Annotated in this window: 14 protein-coding genes; 10 read left to right on the forward strand and 4 right to left on the reverse strand. The window is 63.2% G+C overall.

Annotated elements, in window-relative coordinates; translation table 11 throughout:
• The 4 genes from hflK to ACESL9_RS08220 form a co-directional block, all read left to right on the forward strand.
• Nucleotides 1-817 (forward strand): FtsH protease activity modulator HflK (hflK, locus tag ACESL9_RS08205; protein ID WP_372674702.1); only part of this gene is annotated, 817 nt, incomplete at its 5' end.
• Nucleotides 817-1,878 carry a protease modulator HflC gene (gene hflC / locus ACESL9_RS08210; protein ID WP_372610971.1) on the forward strand — a complete coding sequence of 354 codons (1,062 nt, stop codon included), beginning with the start codon at nt 817-819 and terminating at the stop codon, nt 1,876-1,878. The genes hflK and hflC, both read left to right, overlap by 1 nt.
• Complete coding sequence (locus ACESL9_RS08215) at nt 1,878-2,072, forward strand: DUF2065 domain-containing protein (RefSeq protein WP_372611061.1); 195 nt, start codon at nt 1,878-1,880, stop codon at nt 2,070-2,072. The genes hflC and ACESL9_RS08215 overlap by 1 nt, the downstream gene beginning before the upstream one ends.
• Before the next feature lie 243 nt (nt 2,073-2,315).
• A complete protein-coding gene (locus ACESL9_RS08220) occupies nt 2,316-3,719 on the forward strand; it encodes a Do family serine endopeptidase (protein ID WP_372674713.1) in 1,404 nt (467 codons plus the stop codon).
• 86 nt (nt 3,720-3,805) lie between these two features.
• Here the strand turns inward: ACESL9_RS08220 and ACESL9_RS08225 are convergent, their stop codons facing one another.
• On the reverse strand, nt 3,806-4,354 hold the full coding sequence (locus ACESL9_RS08225) for a peptidoglycan-binding domain-containing protein (RefSeq protein WP_372610973.1): 549 nt from the start codon (nt 4,352-4,354) through the stop codon (nt 3,806-3,808).
• Between the two features lie 212 nt (nt 4,355-4,566).
• Here ACESL9_RS08225 and ACESL9_RS08230 point away from each other — a divergent pair, with 212 nt between their 5' ends.
• Genes ACESL9_RS08230 through ACESL9_RS08240 form a run of 3 tightly spaced genes read left to right on the forward strand, consistent with a single transcriptional unit; the run spans nt 4,567 to nt 6,768 of the window.
• Complete coding sequence (locus tag ACESL9_RS08230) at nt 4,567-4,890, forward strand: 2Fe-2S iron-sulfur cluster-binding protein (RefSeq protein ID WP_372610975.1); 324 nt, start codon at nt 4,567-4,569, stop codon at nt 4,888-4,890.
• 41 nt (nt 4,891-4,931) lie between these two features.
• Complete coding sequence (locus ACESL9_RS08235; RefSeq protein WP_372610977.1) at nt 4,932-5,669, forward strand: FG-GAP repeat domain-containing protein; 738 nt, start codon at nt 4,932-4,934, stop codon at nt 5,667-5,669.
• A 28-nt stretch (nt 5,670-5,697) separates the two neighbouring features.
• Nucleotides 5,698-6,768 (forward strand): alpha/beta hydrolase, encoded by a 1,071-nt coding sequence (locus tag ACESL9_RS08240; RefSeq protein ID WP_372674703.1) that lies wholly within the window; start codon nt 5,698-5,700, stop codon nt 6,766-6,768.
• 141 nt (nt 6,769-6,909) lie between these two features.
• Here ACESL9_RS08240 and ACESL9_RS08245 read toward each other — a convergent pair whose 3' ends face one another.
• Together ACESL9_RS08245 and ACESL9_RS08250 are read right to left on the reverse strand one after the other, a co-directional pair.
• Nucleotides 6,910-9,636, reverse strand: a complete 2,727-nt coding sequence (locus ACESL9_RS08245) for a cation-transporting P-type ATPase (protein WP_372610981.1) — start codon at nt 9,634-9,636, stop codon at nt 6,910-6,912.
• 11 nt (nt 9,637-9,647) lie between these two features.
• On the reverse strand, nt 9,648-10,760 hold the full coding sequence (locus ACESL9_RS08250; protein ID WP_372610983.1) for a polyheme membrane-associated cytochrome C: 1,113 nt from the start codon (nt 10,758-10,760) through the stop codon (nt 9,648-9,650).
• A 145-nt stretch (nt 10,761-10,905) separates the two neighbouring features.
• On the opposite strand from ACESL9_RS08250, the gene ACESL9_RS08255 reads away from it, so the two are divergent.
• The 3 genes from ACESL9_RS08255 (at nt 10,906) to ACESL9_RS08265 (ending at nt 13,276) form a co-directional block, all read left to right on the forward strand.
• Entirely contained in the window at nt 10,906-12,363 is a 1,458-nt protein-coding gene (locus ACESL9_RS08255; RefSeq protein WP_372610985.1) for a ferric reductase-like transmembrane domain-containing protein, read from the forward strand.
• Nucleotides 12,364-12,411: 48 nt separating this feature from the next.
• Nucleotides 12,412-12,681, forward strand: coding sequence for a DksA/TraR family C4-type zinc finger protein (locus ACESL9_RS08260; RefSeq protein WP_372610987.1), 270 nt, complete (start codon nt 12,412-12,414; stop codon nt 12,679-12,681).
• A 64-nt stretch (nt 12,682-12,745) separates the two neighbouring features.
• Nucleotides 12,746-13,276, forward strand: a complete 531-nt coding sequence (locus ACESL9_RS08265) for a hypothetical protein (protein WP_372674704.1) — start codon at nt 12,746-12,748, stop codon at nt 13,274-13,276.
• 37 nt (nt 13,277-13,313) lie between these two features.
• On the opposite strand, the gene ACESL9_RS08270 is transcribed toward ACESL9_RS08265, so the two are convergent.
• A complete protein-coding gene (locus ACESL9_RS08270) occupies nt 13,314-15,131 on the reverse strand; it encodes a M3 family oligoendopeptidase (protein WP_372610991.1) in 1,818 nt (605 codons plus the stop codon).
• Between the last annotated feature and the right edge of the window lie 39 nt (nt 15,132-15,170).

A 15,170-nucleotide genomic window follows, 5' to 3' on the forward strand; every position in this document is an offset into this window, starting at 1 on the left:
ATACTATGCCACGGGCAGCCCAGGTCTGAACTTTGCGCCTTGGCCTGTCGTGTCGGCGGAAGTGGTCAATGTAACGTCGGAGCGGACCGAGAACATCGGTGGTGGCCGCGGCGGCGCCGGTGGTGACGGTCTCATGCTGACCACCGATGCCAATATCGTGGACATCGACTTCCAGGTTGTATGGAACATCAACGATCCGGCCAAGCTTCTGTTCAATATCCGCGATCCGCAACTGACCGTTCAGGCGGTGTCCGAGGCAGTCATGCGCGAGATTATCGCCGCCAGCAACCTCGCGCCTATTCTGAACCGCGATCGGGGTATCATCGCCGATACCGCGCGCGAGAACATTCAGACGACGCTGGATGACTATGACAGCGGGGTGTCGGTGGTCCGGGTCAACCTCGACACGGCAGACCCACCGACCGATGTGATCGACGCATTCCGCGAAGTTCAGGCTGCGGAGCAGGAACGTGATCGCCTGCAACGCCAGGCGGATGCCTATGCCAACCGGGTTCTGGCCGAGGCGCGTGGTTCCGGTGCGCAGATTATCGAAGAAGCCGAAGGATATCGCGCCCGGGTGGTCAATGAAGCCATCGGTGAGGCCAGCCGCTTTATTGCAGTGGCACAGGAGTTCAACGAGGCGCCCGAAGTCACGCAGCGCAGGCTCTATCTGGAAACGGTCGAGCGCACGCTGGGTGATATGGACAAGATCCTTCTGGACGAAGGCTTGGGAAATGACGGTCAAGGGGTCTTGCCCTACCTTCCACTCAATGAATTACGACGCTCGGGTCAATCGGGCACAGGAGGATCGAACTGATGCGGAAAACCACACTCATCCTTCCGATCCTTGTGGTGGCGATGGTCGGTCTCTTCTCGGCGCTTTTTATCGTGGACGAACGTGAAAAGGCGCTGGTCCTGCAATTCGGCCAGATCAAGAAAGTGGTTGAGGAACCCGGACTGGGCTGGAAGATTCCGCTCATTCAAGAGGTCGTCCGCTACGATGCGCGCATCCTCTCGCTCGACACCAATCCGATCGAGGTGACGCCTTCGGATGATCGTCGTTTGGTCGTTGATGCTTTCACACGCTATCGGATTGCGGATCCAGTAGAATTCCGTCGCGCCGTTGGTATCGGGGGTATTGATGCAGCCGAAGACCGGTTGTCGTCGATCCTGAACGCCCAGATTCGTGAGGTCCTGGGCTCCGATCAGGTCACATCGAATACCATTCTGTCGCCGCAGCGGCGAGATCTGGCGCTGCGTATCCGCGCGCAAGCACGGACAAGCGCGGAGGGGCTGGGGCTTGAGATCGTGGACGTGCGCCTCAAGCAGACCAACCTGCCAGAGCAGAACCTTGAATCGACATTCGCTCGTATGCGTGCTGAACGGGAGCGTGAAGCCGCGGACGAGGTCGCCCGTGGTAACGAGGCCGCGCAAAGGGTTAGAGCGGCAGCTGACCGGACTGTGGTCGAGACCGTTTCAAACGCCGAGCGTGATGCCGAGATCACCCGGGGTGAAGCAGATGCCGAGCGTAACCGGATCTATGCTCAGGCCTTTGGCAACAATCCGGAATTCTTCGCCTTCTACCGATCACTTACGGCGCTGGAGCGGTCGATGAACGAGGAGAACTCGACCATCGTCTTTTCGCCCAACAGCGGGTTCCTCAGCCAGATGTTCGACTCTGTGCGCGCTGAAGGGCTGGGAGAGGTCGAAATGGATGATCTCGATGTTGATACCCTGCGCGAGATGGCGCCGCAGGGCGAGATTTCGCCCGACCTGCCCGAGATGGAGCGCGAGAGGCTCGAGGAAGACGGTCTCGAACCTCCGTCCGAAGATGAGGACGGTGCAGAAGAGCCAGAAGATTCGGACGACTCGAATTGATCGGCACGGCGCTTCTGGCTATCGGGCTGATATTGATCGTGGAGGGGCTGGTCTATGCGCTGGCCCCTTCGCTTGTCGAGCGAATGCTGGAAGCCTTGCGTGAGATGCCACTCGAGGCGCGGCGCATTCTAGGGTTTCTTGCGATCCTTTCCGGCTTTGTGCTGGTCTGGGTGGCCAAGTTGCTGGGAGCGTGATGGCTGAATTCCGCGGTTTCACGATGGCTTGACCGCGATGCCGGAGGATTGTGTTGCTTCACACCGTTCCTAGATTAGAGTTTGATTTGAACAACCCCGTCACGAACCGGGGTCAAGCTGGAAAGCCAAGGAGGTCTCGGTGTGAAAGAGCACGTGATTGCAACATCCATCACTTCGGCGAACGACGAAGGTAACAACTCGTTCCAGGGCGCGCGCGCGTTGAGGGTCTGGTGGCTCGGCCTGTTGTCTTTCATCGTCTTGTTGGCTCAGGCGATCCAGGTCGATGCGCGGCCCCCCAGCTTTGCTGACCTGACCGACAGTGTTAGCCCGGCGGTCGTGAACATTACCACCTCAACCGCGGTCGAGCGGGGCACGGGGCCGGGACCGATCGTGCCCGAAGGCAGCCCGTTCGAGGATTTCTTTCGCGAGTTTCAGGACCGCAATCGAGACAATGGACGGCCGCGTCGGTCATCTGCACTCGGGTCGGGATTCGTGATTTCTGAGGATGGTTACGTGGTGACGAACAACCACGTCATCGAAAGCGCGGACGAGATCATTGTCGAATTCTTCACGGGCGAGGAACTTGAGGCTGAAGTCGTCGGCACAGACCCGAATACGGATATCGCATTGTTGAAAGTCGAGGCGGAACAGCCTTTGCCCTTTGTCAAGTTCGCTGACAGCGACAGCGCGCGTGTCGGCGATTGGGTCTTGGCGGTAGGCAACCCGCTGGGGCAAGGTTTCTCGGTCAGTGTGGGGGTCGTATCGGCCCGCAATCGCGCATTGTCGGGAACCTACGACGATTATATCCAGACCGATGCCGCGATCAACCGTGGAAACTCGGGCGGGCCGCTTTTCAACATGGACGGTGAAGTGGTGGGCGTAAACACCGCAATCCTGTCGCCCAGTGGTGGCTCGATCGGTATCGGGTTCTCGATGGCGTCAAATGTGGTCACTCGAGTGGTCGATCAGTTGCGCGAATACGGAGAGACGCGTCGCGGCTGGCTAGGTGTGCGCATCCAGGACGTCACCGAAGACGTTGCCGAGGCGATGGGCCTTGAGGAAGTGGCCGGTGCTCTCGTCACCGACGTTCCGGATGGTCCAGCCAAGGAGGCCGGGATCAAGGCGGGTGACGTGATCACGAACTTTGATGGTGCCGATGTTGAGGATACCCGTGGTCTCGTGAGACAGGTTGGCGAGGCCCCTGTCGGAAAGAGCGTGCGCTTGGTGGTCTTCCGCGAAGGCAAGACGCAGACGCTCAAGGTCGTTCTGGGCCGCCGGGAAGAGGCGGAATCGGCAGGTGCCGGCGGCAATGGCGATGATGAAGATGCACCGCAAGATCAAGCCCCGACCGAACAGGAAATCATGGGTCTCACCCTTGCGCCGCTAACCGACGCGTTGCGCAGTGAACTCGACCTTGATGCAGATGTACAAGGGCTTGTCGTGCGTGACATTGATGAACTGTCGGAAGCCTATGAGAAGGGGCTGCGTGCAGGCGATCTGATCACCGAGGCTGGGCAGCAAGAGGTGACTACAGTCAGTGAACTGGAGACGCGGATAGATGAGGCCAAGGAGGCTGGCCGCAGATCACTTCTGTTGCTTGTAAGGCGGGCGGGTGATCCGCGCTTTGTCGCACTGTCACTTGAATAGAAATGCGTGTGACAACGTGCAAAACAGAAAGAGGACGGGGTATATGCCCCGTCCTTTTTCATTGGTTTCGGGAACAAGCCCGGCGGTTATTGCGCGTCGGAGCGCTCAACGGCGACCAGCCCCATCTTGCGTGCCGCAGCGAGTGACAGGACGCTACTGTCAATGCCTAGGGGTGCCTGAAACCGTCGGATTGCGCGCCGGGTGTGTGCGTCCATTTCTCCGTTGATTGTGCCGCGATAGTGGCCACGCGCCGCGAGTGCGCGTTGGACCGAAGCCACGAAATCGGGCGTCAACTGCTCCTCACACGGGGTTTCGAACCATAGTTCGCGACGCTCTTGCACGATGGCCTGTCGAGTTTCGAGCTTGTAGACGGCATCGGCAACGACCGTGCCGTCGTCGAGCACTTCGGGGGGCTGCGTCATGACCCGGTCGGTCACTGTTTCGATGACGGCGGGCGTGACATCCATGCCCCAGCAGGTGCCGGGTGCGGCGTCGGGGGGCGGCGTTTCACTTGTCTGGGCAAGTGGCGGCTCTTCCGCCTGCTCGGACTGCGCGGGTGGGTCCGCAGTGCCACAGGCACCGAGGGCGGTGACCACGGCAAGACCGCCAAGAACATGTCGCAGGTGAGATCGCATGGCTGCCTAGGTAACCTGTTGTTTTGTTGGCGCGACGTTAGCCGGTTTGGCATCTCCGTGAAAGAGAGGGTGTGGCGGAAGGGGGTGCTGGGCGTCAAAAGCAACCTGTTTCCGCAAACCCTGGTCACCTGGGGTCGTAAATTGGGGTGGCAGCGCCTAGATGGCTTGGCTAGAACACTGTCAAGTTTCAAACAAGGGGAGCTCCGATCGCCATGGCCAAGATTACCTATGTCGAGCATAACGGCACCGAGCATACTGTTGACGTGGCCAATGGCCTGACGGTAATGGAAGGCGCGCGTGACAACAACATTCCCGGTATCGAGGCCGATTGCGGGGGGGCCTGCGCATGTTCGACTTGTCATGTCTATGTGCATCCCGATTGGGTGGCCAAGTTGCCGCCTCGGGAGGACATGGAGGAGGACATGCTGGATTTCGCGTATGAACCAGACCCGGAACGTTCGCGCCTGACATGCCAGCTCAAGGTGAGCGACGCGCTTGACGGACTGGTTGTGCAAATGCCGGAAAAACAGATCTGATGCTGCGGGCCGGATCGTGGCCCCACTTCAGGTTGCGTCCGATGCATTTGGCGATCTGCTCACTTGCGGTCTTTCTGGCTCTCGCCGCTGATGTTGCGATGGCGGGTTCCGGCATGATTCGTGAGGCGCGTTACACTGAACCCACGACGCGATATCCGCACGGGGCGCTGGGTGACGATGTGGAATGGGGCGCGCTGGAGTTGATGCTGGCGCCATGCGCGGACTGTTCGCAGCCAGGGGCCAGGACAGTAACGATCCGCCTCCCAGAGACGCGGGTGTTCGAGGATCTGGCCCCGCGGCTCGTCGATCTGGAGGGTGACGGCCGGCCCGAAGTGATCGTGGTCGAAAGCGACATGTCCCAAGGCGCGCGGTTGGCTGTCTATGACGAAACCGGGATGATCGCCAATACGCCGTTCATCGGGCGCACAAACCGTTGGCTCGCGCCCGTGGGGTCAGCGGATTTCGACGGCGACGGCGTGCGAGAGATCGCCTATATCGACCGCCCTCACCTGGCAAAGACATTGAGAATATGGAGTTTTAATCGCGACGGCGGGATGCGGCACGTGGCGGATGTGCCGGGGCTGACCAATCATCGAATCGGATGGGATTACATCCCGGGCGGCATCCGCGATTGCGGGCAGGGGCCCGAGATCATCACGGCAGATGCGGGCTGGAGCCGGGTGATGGTGACGCGGTTCGACGGCAAAGGCTTTGCCTCGGTGGCCTTGGGGCCGTATCGTGATCAGGATGACCTGGGCCGGGCCATGGCATGTGAGTGAGCGCGGCACCTTTTTGGAGTTTGACGCTGTGATTCGATGGGCGACCCATATTCTTTTGCTCGGGGCGCTTGTGCTTCTGGGCGCCTGTGCGCGACCGGAATTGACCGGCTTTTCGGAGCCTCATCCCGATGCCACGGTCGAGCGTATCTTCATGGCAACACAGCGCACGCCGGGGCAGCAGGGGCAGATCTTCGGTGAAAGGCGCAGTACGCGGCTCAATTTTGCGCAGGTCGATGTGTCGATCCCTCCGACCCATGTGCCCGGCAAGGTCGAGCGCACCTCGGGTGTGGCCGATGCGGCGCAGTACTTTGCGCCGCTCGGGATCGAAATGTTCAGTGGAATCAGGGATTTCACGGGTGCCTTGCGGCGAGAAGGGGGGGCCGACGGTGGCATCCTGCTCTATGTACATGGCTATAACAACACGACCGAGGATTCGACGTTCCGGTTGGCGCAGATCAAGCATGATTTCGGAATCGACGGGCCTGCGGTGCTGTTCTCGTGGCCCTCGGCGGGCGATCCACGGGGCTATGTCTACGACCGTGACAGCGTGCTTTTCGCACGCGACGGATTCGAGGAATTTCTGAGAGAATTGAGGGGGTTGGGGCATAGCAGGATATTGATCCTGGCGCATTCCATGGGTGGATATCTGACCATGGAGGCGCTCAGGCAGATTGCGCTCAAGGGGGATCGTCATGTCATGGACGCGATCGAGGGCGTGGTGTTGATGTCGCCCGATATCGACCCGGATGTGTTCCGCCGTCAGGCCCGGGTGATCGGTGAACTTCCGCAGCCCTTCATCGTGATGACGTCCCGAAAGGATCGGGTGCTGAACATTGCCGAGTTCATGACGGGACGCAAACCGCGGCTGGGGCGGATCGAAAGTTCCGAGGAAGTTCAGGGACTTGGTGTTACGGTGGTGGATTTCACCGACCTCGACGACGGGGGCATCAGCGGTCATAGCGCGGCCGTCAGCTCGGCCCGGGCCATCGAAGTGTTCAGCGGGTTGGAACAGCAGATCCGCGAGGACGGGGGCGCCTTGCGCGACTTTGTCCTGCAAGGGCGCGATCGCCGGATAGATGCGGCGCTGGTTCTGCAATAGGTCAACGTCAACAAGGGGTTCACCTATCGTCCCGCATGGTTAACACGATTTTCCTGCGAGAATTCGGGGGGTGACATCCGGCTGACATTCGGCTGCCACCCGGCTGCCACCGGTGTTTACCGGTCGTTGACCCTGAATTGCTTAACGCTGCGTGCGGAAGGCCAGTCGCATCTGTTTCTCGGTCTCGATGAGAACGAGGAACACCGCCGCGAGCCCGACGATCAGCATCCCGTCGAAAAGTGGCACGGGGCGTGTGCCGAACACGATGTTGAGCACTGGCACATAGGTGATGGCGAATTGGGCCGCCGTGACCGAGATCACCGAGATCCAGATGATCCGCGTTCCGCGCACCGCCTGCCAGTTGAAGGACGCACCATGCAGGTTGCGGATATAGAAGAGATAGGCGATTTCGAGCACCACGAGCATGTTGAGCGCCATGGTCTGGGCAAGCTCGAGCGGGTAGCCCTTGTCGGTTGCATAGGTATAGACGCCGAAAACCGCCGCGATGAACAGGGTCGAGACGAAGAGGATCTGCCAGATCAGCGTGCCGCTGAGCAGAGGGGCGTGGCGCGCACGGGGCGGGCGGCGCATGGTGCCGGGTTCGGGAGGCTCGAACGCCAGCGCGAGGCCGAGTGTCACCGCGGTCACAAGGTTGACCCAGAGGATCTGAACCGCGGTGATCGGAAGGCTCATCCCGGCGAAGAGCGCGATGATGATGGTCATCGCCTCGCCGGCATTGGTGGGCAGGGTCCAGCTGATCACCTTCTGGATGTTGTCATAGACGGTGCGTCCTTCGCGCACCGCCGCGGCGATCGAGGCGAAATTGTCGTCGGCGAGCACGATTTCGGCGGCCTGCTTGGTCGCTTCGCTGCCCTTCTGCCCCATGGCGATGCCTGCATCGGCGCGCTTGAGGGCAGGGGCGTCGTTCACGCCGTCGCCGGTCATCGCCACGGTCAACCCGCGCGATTGCAACGCGGTGACAAGGCGCAGCTTGTGTTCGGGCGAGGTGCGCGCGAAAATGTCGGTCTCGACGGCCATTTCGGCGAGTTCCGCGTCGTCCATGACCTCGAGGTCGTTGCCGGTGAGCACGCGGTCCGTATTCCTGAGCCCGATCCGTGCGGCGATGGCACGGGCGGTGGCAGCATGATCGCCCGTGATCATCTTGACCCGGATGCCGGCGGCGTGACAGTCGGCCACCGCATCGATCGTCTCGGAGCGGGGCGGGTCGATGAGACCGACAAGGCCGATCAGGGTCAATTGCCCGTCCAGATCGGCGTGGCTCAGGTCGGACTGATCCGCGGGCGCCGTGCGGATGGCCAGCGCCAGCACGCGCTGACCTTCGGCGGCGAGGGTCTCGATCCGGTCATGCCACCAGGCGGGATCGAGCGGTTCAGTTTCGCCATCGGCGGTGCGCTGGCTTGTGCAAATTGCCAGAACGGCCTCGGGTGCGCCCTTGACGTGGATATGGGCCGCGCCCTCGGGGTCGCGGTCGAGCGTGGCCATGTAGCGATGCGCGGCGTCGAAGGGGATCGCGTTGGCGCGTGTCCAGCCCTCGAAAATCTCCGCGGGGCCGATCATGTCGGAGGCCTCGGGGCGCGCGACCCTGGCGGCGAGCGCCACGAGCGCGCCCTCCATCGGGTCGCCCTCGCTCTGCCATCCGGTGTCGGCATGTTTCAGTGCCGCATCGTTGCACAGCCCGGCCGCGCGGGCGAATTCGGCCAGCCGGGGATCGTCCGCGGCGACGTCGTTGTCGTCATCGGTGCGGATCATGCCCTCGGGGGCGTAGCCTGTGCCCTCGATCTCGTAACCGGATCCGGCGGTGACGATCCGCGTGGCCATCATCTCGTTGCGGGTCAATGTGCCGGTCTTGTCGGTGCAGATTACCGAGACCGCGCCCAGCGTTTCGATGGCCGGAAGGCGGCGCACGATGGCATTGCGCCGGGCCATGGCCTGCACACCCACGGCGAGGGTGATGGTCAGCACCGCGGGCAACCCTTCGGGAATGGCCGCGACCGAAAGGCCGACCACGGCCATGAAGAGTTCGGCAAAGCCCATGTGACCGATGAAATAGCCATAGGCCAGAAGCAGACCCGCCACGATCAGGATGAACACGGTGAGCCAGCGGGCAAAGAGGTCCATCTGCGCGACAAGGGGCGTGGTCAGGGTCTCGACCCGGGCGAGCATCCCGCTGATCCGGCCAATCTGGGTCTCGGCCCCGGTGGCGGTGACGACGCCGCGCCCGGTGCCGGTGGTCACCAGCGTGCCGGAAAAGAGCATCGGGTGACGGTCGCCAAGGGCCGCGTCGGCGGCGACCGCCTCGGTGTCTTTCTCGACCGGCATGGATTCACCGGTCAGGATGGCCTCCTGCGCGGTCAGGCTGCGGGCCTCGATCAGGCGCAGATCGGCTGGCACGAGATCGCCCGCCTCGATCTGCACCACATCGCCGGGGACAAGCTCGGCCGCGTCGAGCGTGATTCGCCGGCCGTCGCGGCGCAACGTGGCGCGGGGGGCGAGCATCTGGTCGATCGCCTCCATCGCCTGTTCGGCACGGCCCTCCTGAACGAAGCCGATCACCGCGTTCGCGATCACCACGGCCAGGATGACGCCGGTGTCGATCCAGTGGCCGAGGCCCGCGGTCACGAGCGCCGCAACGAGCAGGACATAGATCAGCACGTTGTGGAAATGCGCCAGAAAGCGCATGACCGGGTGGCGCCGGGCCACCCGGGGCAAGCGGTTGGGGCCATGGATGGCGCGGCGTTGTTCGGCCTCTTTCGTGGTGAGGCCGGTCTTGTCGGTGGTCAGCGTGCGCAGCACATCCTGTGCTGCGCTGGCATGAGGATCGGTGGGCAGCGCCGGGGCGTCGGTCATATCCGGTTCGCTCAGGGTCTGGGACGCCCGCCAAGATCGAGCGCCACAACGGTGCCCAGATCGGCGAGGCTGTCATGCAGGAGTTGCAACAGGTAGCGCGGGTTGTGGACATAGCCACCGGGGTCTTTCTTGACCGCCTGGTAGTTGTAGGCGGCCTTCAGGAGGCGCGGGGTCCAGTTCTGGTAACGGTTGGGGAAGGCGGCCTCGTCCTCGTCGATCACGCCGTTGTCGTTGCTGTCGGTGAAGAAATAGGGAAAGCTGCCCGGCGCATAGCCGATGGGGGTGCCAATCACCTCGTCCGCGTAGGCGCGGATGGCGGCGTCGAGCTGTGCCTGAAGGCCCATGATCTCGGCGTGGATGCCGCCTGCGATGTCGCCGTCGCCGTCGAAATCGTCGTGCTGCATGCGGATGTCGCGCAGGTCTTCGACGCCGCGGTGGCAGCTCATGCAGCCTTCGCTATCGACAAGCTGCGTGCTGTGCGGGTCATGGCAATCGGCGCAGGTATTGGCGGAAGGCACATGCTCGAAGGTTCCGGCATAGCGTTGGTCGGGATAGTGATAGCCGCCGCGCAGGTCGGCCCCGCCCATCACCGCCGAGGCGATGCCATAGTGGATGTTGAGAAATCCCAGATCGGACGAGACGGTATCGGCGTCGAGACCCTCGGTCGCGGCCGCGACGTCGTCGCCCGAATGCCGGCCCTGGTGGCAGACTGCGCAGGTGGCGTCGGGGCCCAGCCCGGTGAGGGTTTCGCCCGAGGGGAACGTCACCTCGTCAAGGTCATGGGCGGCCTCGGTGTGGCAGGAGGCGCAGCCGATGGGCGCGTTGATCGCGGCAGGGGCGTCGACCGTGCCGAAATCCGATCCGTCGGCGCCCAGATAGTCGAGAAAGCCGGGTTGCGAGTGGCAGGCGGCGCAATCTTCGGGCACGGCGCCATCCTCGTTCCAGTATGTGAAGGAGTGAGAGCCGTAATCGGCATGTCCCGCGTCGAGCCATTGCTCGACGATGGCGGCCAGCCCGTCGCGGTGACGGTCCTCCCAGTCGGGCTGGGCGAGGGCAGGCGCGGCGATGAGGCCCAGCGCGACAAGCGGTGGGACAAGCGAGAGGGTCAGGGCATGCGGGGTCATCTCGGGTTCCTTTTAGCGCGGGTGAGGTTGCCTTGCAGCGTCAGGATCACACAGACTGTAGTCGATTCCCTTGCGCCGGATCAAAGTACATTCGTGCGAATCGGATAAGGCTGACGAGTTGGAGCAGGAACAGGAGCCAATGGCGATGACGCAAAAGGCAGAGGTGACGCCCGGTGCAGCATGGCCTGCACTGCCGGCGCGGGCGATGGCGCTGGTTTATCTTGTCGCCTGTCTGCTGCCCATCGGCATTGGCGCGCTGTCACGTGCCGCCCCGCTCGATCCGTGGGAGGCATTCGGGGCGGGGCTGGGCCTTGCCGGGCTGACCGCGATGGCGGTGCAGGTTCTGACCTCGGGGCGGTTCCGCGCCGTGTCGGGGGGCATGGGCATCGACCGGGTGATGGCGTTTCACAAGATCGCCGCCTATGTCGTGGTGCTAATGCTGGTGTTGCATCCGCTGGCCTATGTCTGGCCGACATGGCTCGACGATCCGGCGCGGGGGAGTGAGCGGTTGGTGGCCTATCTGACCGGGCCGGATTGGCGCAGCGGGGTGATCGCGCTGGGCGCGCTGGTGCTCCTGGTCGTGATGGGGGTTGCGCGCGACGTGTTCCGTTACGAGATCTGGCGGGGCAGTCACGTCATCCTGGCGCTGGTCGCGCTGGGCGGGGGGTTGCATCACGCGGCAAGCGCCGGGCGGCTGAGCGCGCTGGGGGCGTTGCACGGGTTCTGGTGGGTTATGGGGGCGGTGATCGTTCTTGCCTTCGCGGTTCTCTACGGTTGGCGCTGGCTGCGTCTGCACCGCCAGCCATGGGAATTGCGCAGCGTCGAGCCAAAGGCGGATCGGGTCTGGGAGCTGGACATCCAGCCCGCCGAGGGTACCGCGCCCGTGGCCTATCGCGCCGGGCAGTTCGTGTGGATGACGGTGGCGGGGCGGCGGTTTCCGCTGTTCGATCATCCGTTCTCGATCGCCGACAGCCCGCGACGCGCCGGGCTGAGCCTGATCATCAAGGAGGCGGGAGATTTCACGAGCACCGTGGGCAATCTGCGCCCAGGCACGGCGATCGGTATCGACGGACCCTATGGCACCTTCACGCTCGAGCGGCATTCGGGCGATCATGTGCTGTTGGTCGCGGGCGGCGTGGGGATCGCGCCGATCATGGGATTGTTGCGCGATCTGGTGGCGCGGGGGGACACGCGACCGCTGCGGCTCGCCTATGCGGTGGGGCAGCCGGAGAATTTCGCCTGTCTCGACGAGATAGAGGCGGCCAGGGCGGTGCTCGACCTCGACGTCCTGCTGATCAGCGAGAGCGCTGAGGGCTGGGACGGGGCGACCGGGTATCTTGACCGCGCCAAGCTGGAGGCGCTCTTGCGCGGGCTCGCCCCGGAGCGCGGCGTGGCGCTGATGTGCGGGCCGGGGCCGATGGTGACAAAGGTATCGGATACGCTTGAGGATATGGGGATGCCGTGGCGGAACGTGGTTTACGAGCGCTTCGACTATGCCGGGGGGTTGTCGGCGCGGCAGGACCGGCGGCGGACACTGGGTTTCGTGGGCGTTTTCGCCGCCCTGGCGGGGCTGGTGGCGGCGCTGTCGCAGATCGTGTTATGATCGGGGACGCGGCGCTGGAGGTGCCGCGCGGTTCAGGGAGGTGCAGCAATGGCTGGTGGCTGGGCAAGGGATGGCGCGGTCAGCGAACAGATCGAAGCCTCGATCGAGGATGAGCTGGCGCGGATGAAGGGGCGCAAGGCGCCGGTGGGCGAGAGCCTGCGCGAATGCGCCGAATGCGGCGAGGAGATCCCCGAGAAGCGGCGGCAGGCCATTCCGGGGGTGAAGCTGTGCGTGGACTGCGCCTCGGACCGCGACGGCGCGGCCATGGCGCGCGGCGGGATCAACCGGCGTGCCAGCAAGGACAGCCAGTTGCGGTGATCGGTTCTTGCAAGTTCTGTCGCTGCGTGATGTTGTGCGACAGTTCACTGCAAGGAGTAGATACATGAATTTGAAAACATTGCTATTTTGTTCGGCATGCGTCATGGCGGGGGCGGCTGCTGCTGATGTTGAGTTTGGCCGGATCGAGGCGGATTACGGCGGTGAGACCCGGGTCTGGCACACGATCTCGCTCGAACAGGGGGGCGAGTTTCACGCCTCGGCAGAGTATCGCAAGACCAGCATGATCACGACGCTGCATGTCCAGGGCCATCCGGAGCCGAAATTCACCACGTCGGATGTCTTGAGCATCGACCTGACGTGGATGGGCGAGCCGAAGCCGGGAGAAGCGCCGATGAGCGTGGAGATGATGTTCATGCCCGAGGGGATGAAGGGGCCGTTCTGGATCAGTGCGGACGCGCCCGAGGCGGCGGAGGCCGATCTTGCGGTCGAGTTGGACGGCGATCGTGGCCGGGTGAGCGGGACGTTCAGCGGGATGCTGTGTCGTCAGGCCGACATGACTACGCCGCCGGACACGAGCGATTGCAAGCCCATCAGTGGCACGGTCGATAGCGGCCTGCTGGTGACGGAGGAATAGAGCGGTCCGCGCGGCGGCGAGGCCGCCGCGCCTGCGATCACTCCATCGCTTCCAGCTCGTCGATCATCCCTTCGATCATGCCAAGCCCCTTGTCCCAGAATTTCGGGTCCGACGCATCGAGGCCGAAGGGGGCGAGCAATTCCTTGTGGTGCTTCGAGCCACCGGCTTTCAACATGTCGAAATACTTGTCCTGGAATCCCTCGGGGTTTTCCTCGTAAACCGCGTAGAGCGCGTTCACCAGCCCGTCGCCGAAGGCATAGGCATAGACGTAGAAGGGCGAGTGGACGAAATGCGGGATGTAGCACCAGAAATTTTCATACCCGTCCATGAAATCGAAGGCCGGGCCGAGGCTTTCGCCCTGAATGCTCATCCATAGCGCGCCGATGTCTTCGGGGGTCAACTCACCGCCGCGCCGGGCCTCGTGCAGTTTGCATTCGAAATCGTAGAAGGCGATCTGGCGCACGACGGTGTTGATCATGTCCTCGACCTTGCCCGCCAGCAGCACCTTGCGCTGGTTTTGGGTCGCGGCGTTGTCGAGCATCCGGCGGAAGGTGAGCATCTCGCCGAACACGCTGGCGGTTTCGGCGAGGGTCAGCGGCGTGTGGGAGAGCATCTCGCCCTGGTCGGCGGCCAGCACCTGGTGCACGCCGTGGCCCAGTTCATGCGCGAGGGTCATCACGTCGCGCGGTTTGCCGAGGTAGTTGAGCATGACATAGGGGTGCACCTCGGTCACGGTGGGATGGGCAAAGGCGCCCGGGGCCTTGCCGGGTTTGACGCCCGCGTCGATCCAGCCGCGGTCGAAGAAGGGCGTGGCGATCTCGGCCATGCGCGGGTCGAAGCCGGTATAGGCCGTCATCACCATCTCGCGCGCCTCGTTCCATGGGACGGTGCGCGGCTCTTCGAGCGGGAGAGGCGCGTTGCGGTCCCAGACCTGCATCCGGTCCAGCCCGAGCCATTTGCGCTTCAACTCGTAATAGCGGTGCGAGAGCCGCGGATAGGCGGAGGTGACGGCGTTGCGCAGGGCTTCGACCACCTCGGGTTCGACATCGTTGGAGAGGTGCCGCGCGGTCTGTGCGCTGGGCATGTTGCGCCAACGGTCGATGATCTCTTTCTCCTTGGTCTGGGTGTTGTGAACGCGGGCGAAGGTTTTCACGTTCTCGTCGAAGACCCGGGCCAGTTCGCGCGACGCGGCCTCGCGCCTGGCGCGGTCTGGATCGGTGAGCAGGTTGAGCGTGCCCTCGATGCCCAGTTCGTCACCGTCGACGTTGAATTCCAGCCCGGCGATGGTCTCGTCAAAGAGCTTTTCCCAAGCGTCGCCGACGACACCCAGATCGTGGAGGAATTTTTCGAGCTCGTCGGAGAGCTGATAGGGTTTCATCGCGCGGATGCGGTCGAAGACGGGCTTGTAGCGGGCGAGATCGGCATTGGCGGCGAAATGCGCCGTGAGCCTGTCATCCTCGATCCGGTTCAATTCCAGCGTGAAGAACACGAGCGGCGTGGTGAAGTTGGTGATCTTTTCCTGAAGGTCGGAAAGGAACTTGGCGCGGCCCGCGTCGGTGGTCTGCTGGTAGTAGCGCAGCCCGGCATAGGACATGATGCGCCCGGCGCGGGTGCTGATCGCCTCGTTGCGCTGCACGCAGTTCAGCAGTTCTGCGGCGTCGAGACCTGCGAGCTTGCCCTCGTAATCGGCGGCAAAGCTGGCGCATTCGCGTTCGAGCCAGTCGAGATCGGCGGTCAGTTCGGGCGCGTCGGGTGCGCTGTAGAGGTCGGAGAGATCCCATTCCGGCAGGTCGCCGAGATCCTTGTTCCCGTTGGTGGCATTGGCGTCGCGGACGGGAAGGGAACGTTCGAACATGGGTCAACCTCGGTTTCTGCGTTTCCGGCCAGACATAGG

The organism is Aquicoccus sp. (genome assembly GCF_041686535.1).
GTDB lineage: Bacteria > Pseudomonadota > Alphaproteobacteria > Rhodobacterales > Rhodobacteraceae > Aquicoccus.

Coding starts and splice junctions, on each gene's coding strand:
- ACESL9_RS08250 (WP_372610983.1), bottom strand. CDS start 10,760: ATGACCCCGCATGCCCTGACCCTCTCGCTTGTCCCACCGCTTGTCGCG.
- ACESL9_RS08260 (WP_372610987.1), top strand. CDS start 12,412: ATGGCTGGTGGCTGGGCAAGGGATGGCGCGGTCAGCGAACAGATCGAA.
- hflC (WP_372610971.1), top strand. CDS start 817: ATGCGGAAAACCACACTCATCCTTCCGATCCTTGTGGTGGCGATGGTC.
- ACESL9_RS08265 (WP_372674704.1), top strand. CDS start 12,746: ATGAATTTGAAAACATTGCTATTTTGTTCGGCATGCGTCATGGCGGGG.
- ACESL9_RS08245 (WP_372610981.1), bottom strand. CDS start 9,636: ATGACCGACGCCCCGGCGCTGCCCACCGATCCTCATGCCAGCGCAGCA.
- ACESL9_RS08255 (WP_372610985.1), top strand. CDS start 10,906: ATGACGCAAAAGGCAGAGGTGACGCCCGGTGCAGCATGGCCTGCACTG.
- ACESL9_RS08270 (WP_372610991.1), bottom strand. CDS start 15,131: ATGTTCGAACGTTCCCTTCCCGTCCGCGACGCCAATGCCACCAACGGG.
- ACESL9_RS08230 (WP_372610975.1), top strand. CDS start 4,567: ATGGCCAAGATTACCTATGTCGAGCATAACGGCACCGAGCATACTGTT.
- ACESL9_RS08225 (WP_372610973.1), bottom strand. CDS start 4,354: ATGCGATCTCACCTGCGACATGTTCTTGGCGGTCTTGCCGTGGTCACC.
- ACESL9_RS08235 (WP_372610977.1), top strand. CDS start 4,932: ATGCATTTGGCGATCTGCTCACTTGCGGTCTTTCTGGCTCTCGCCGCT.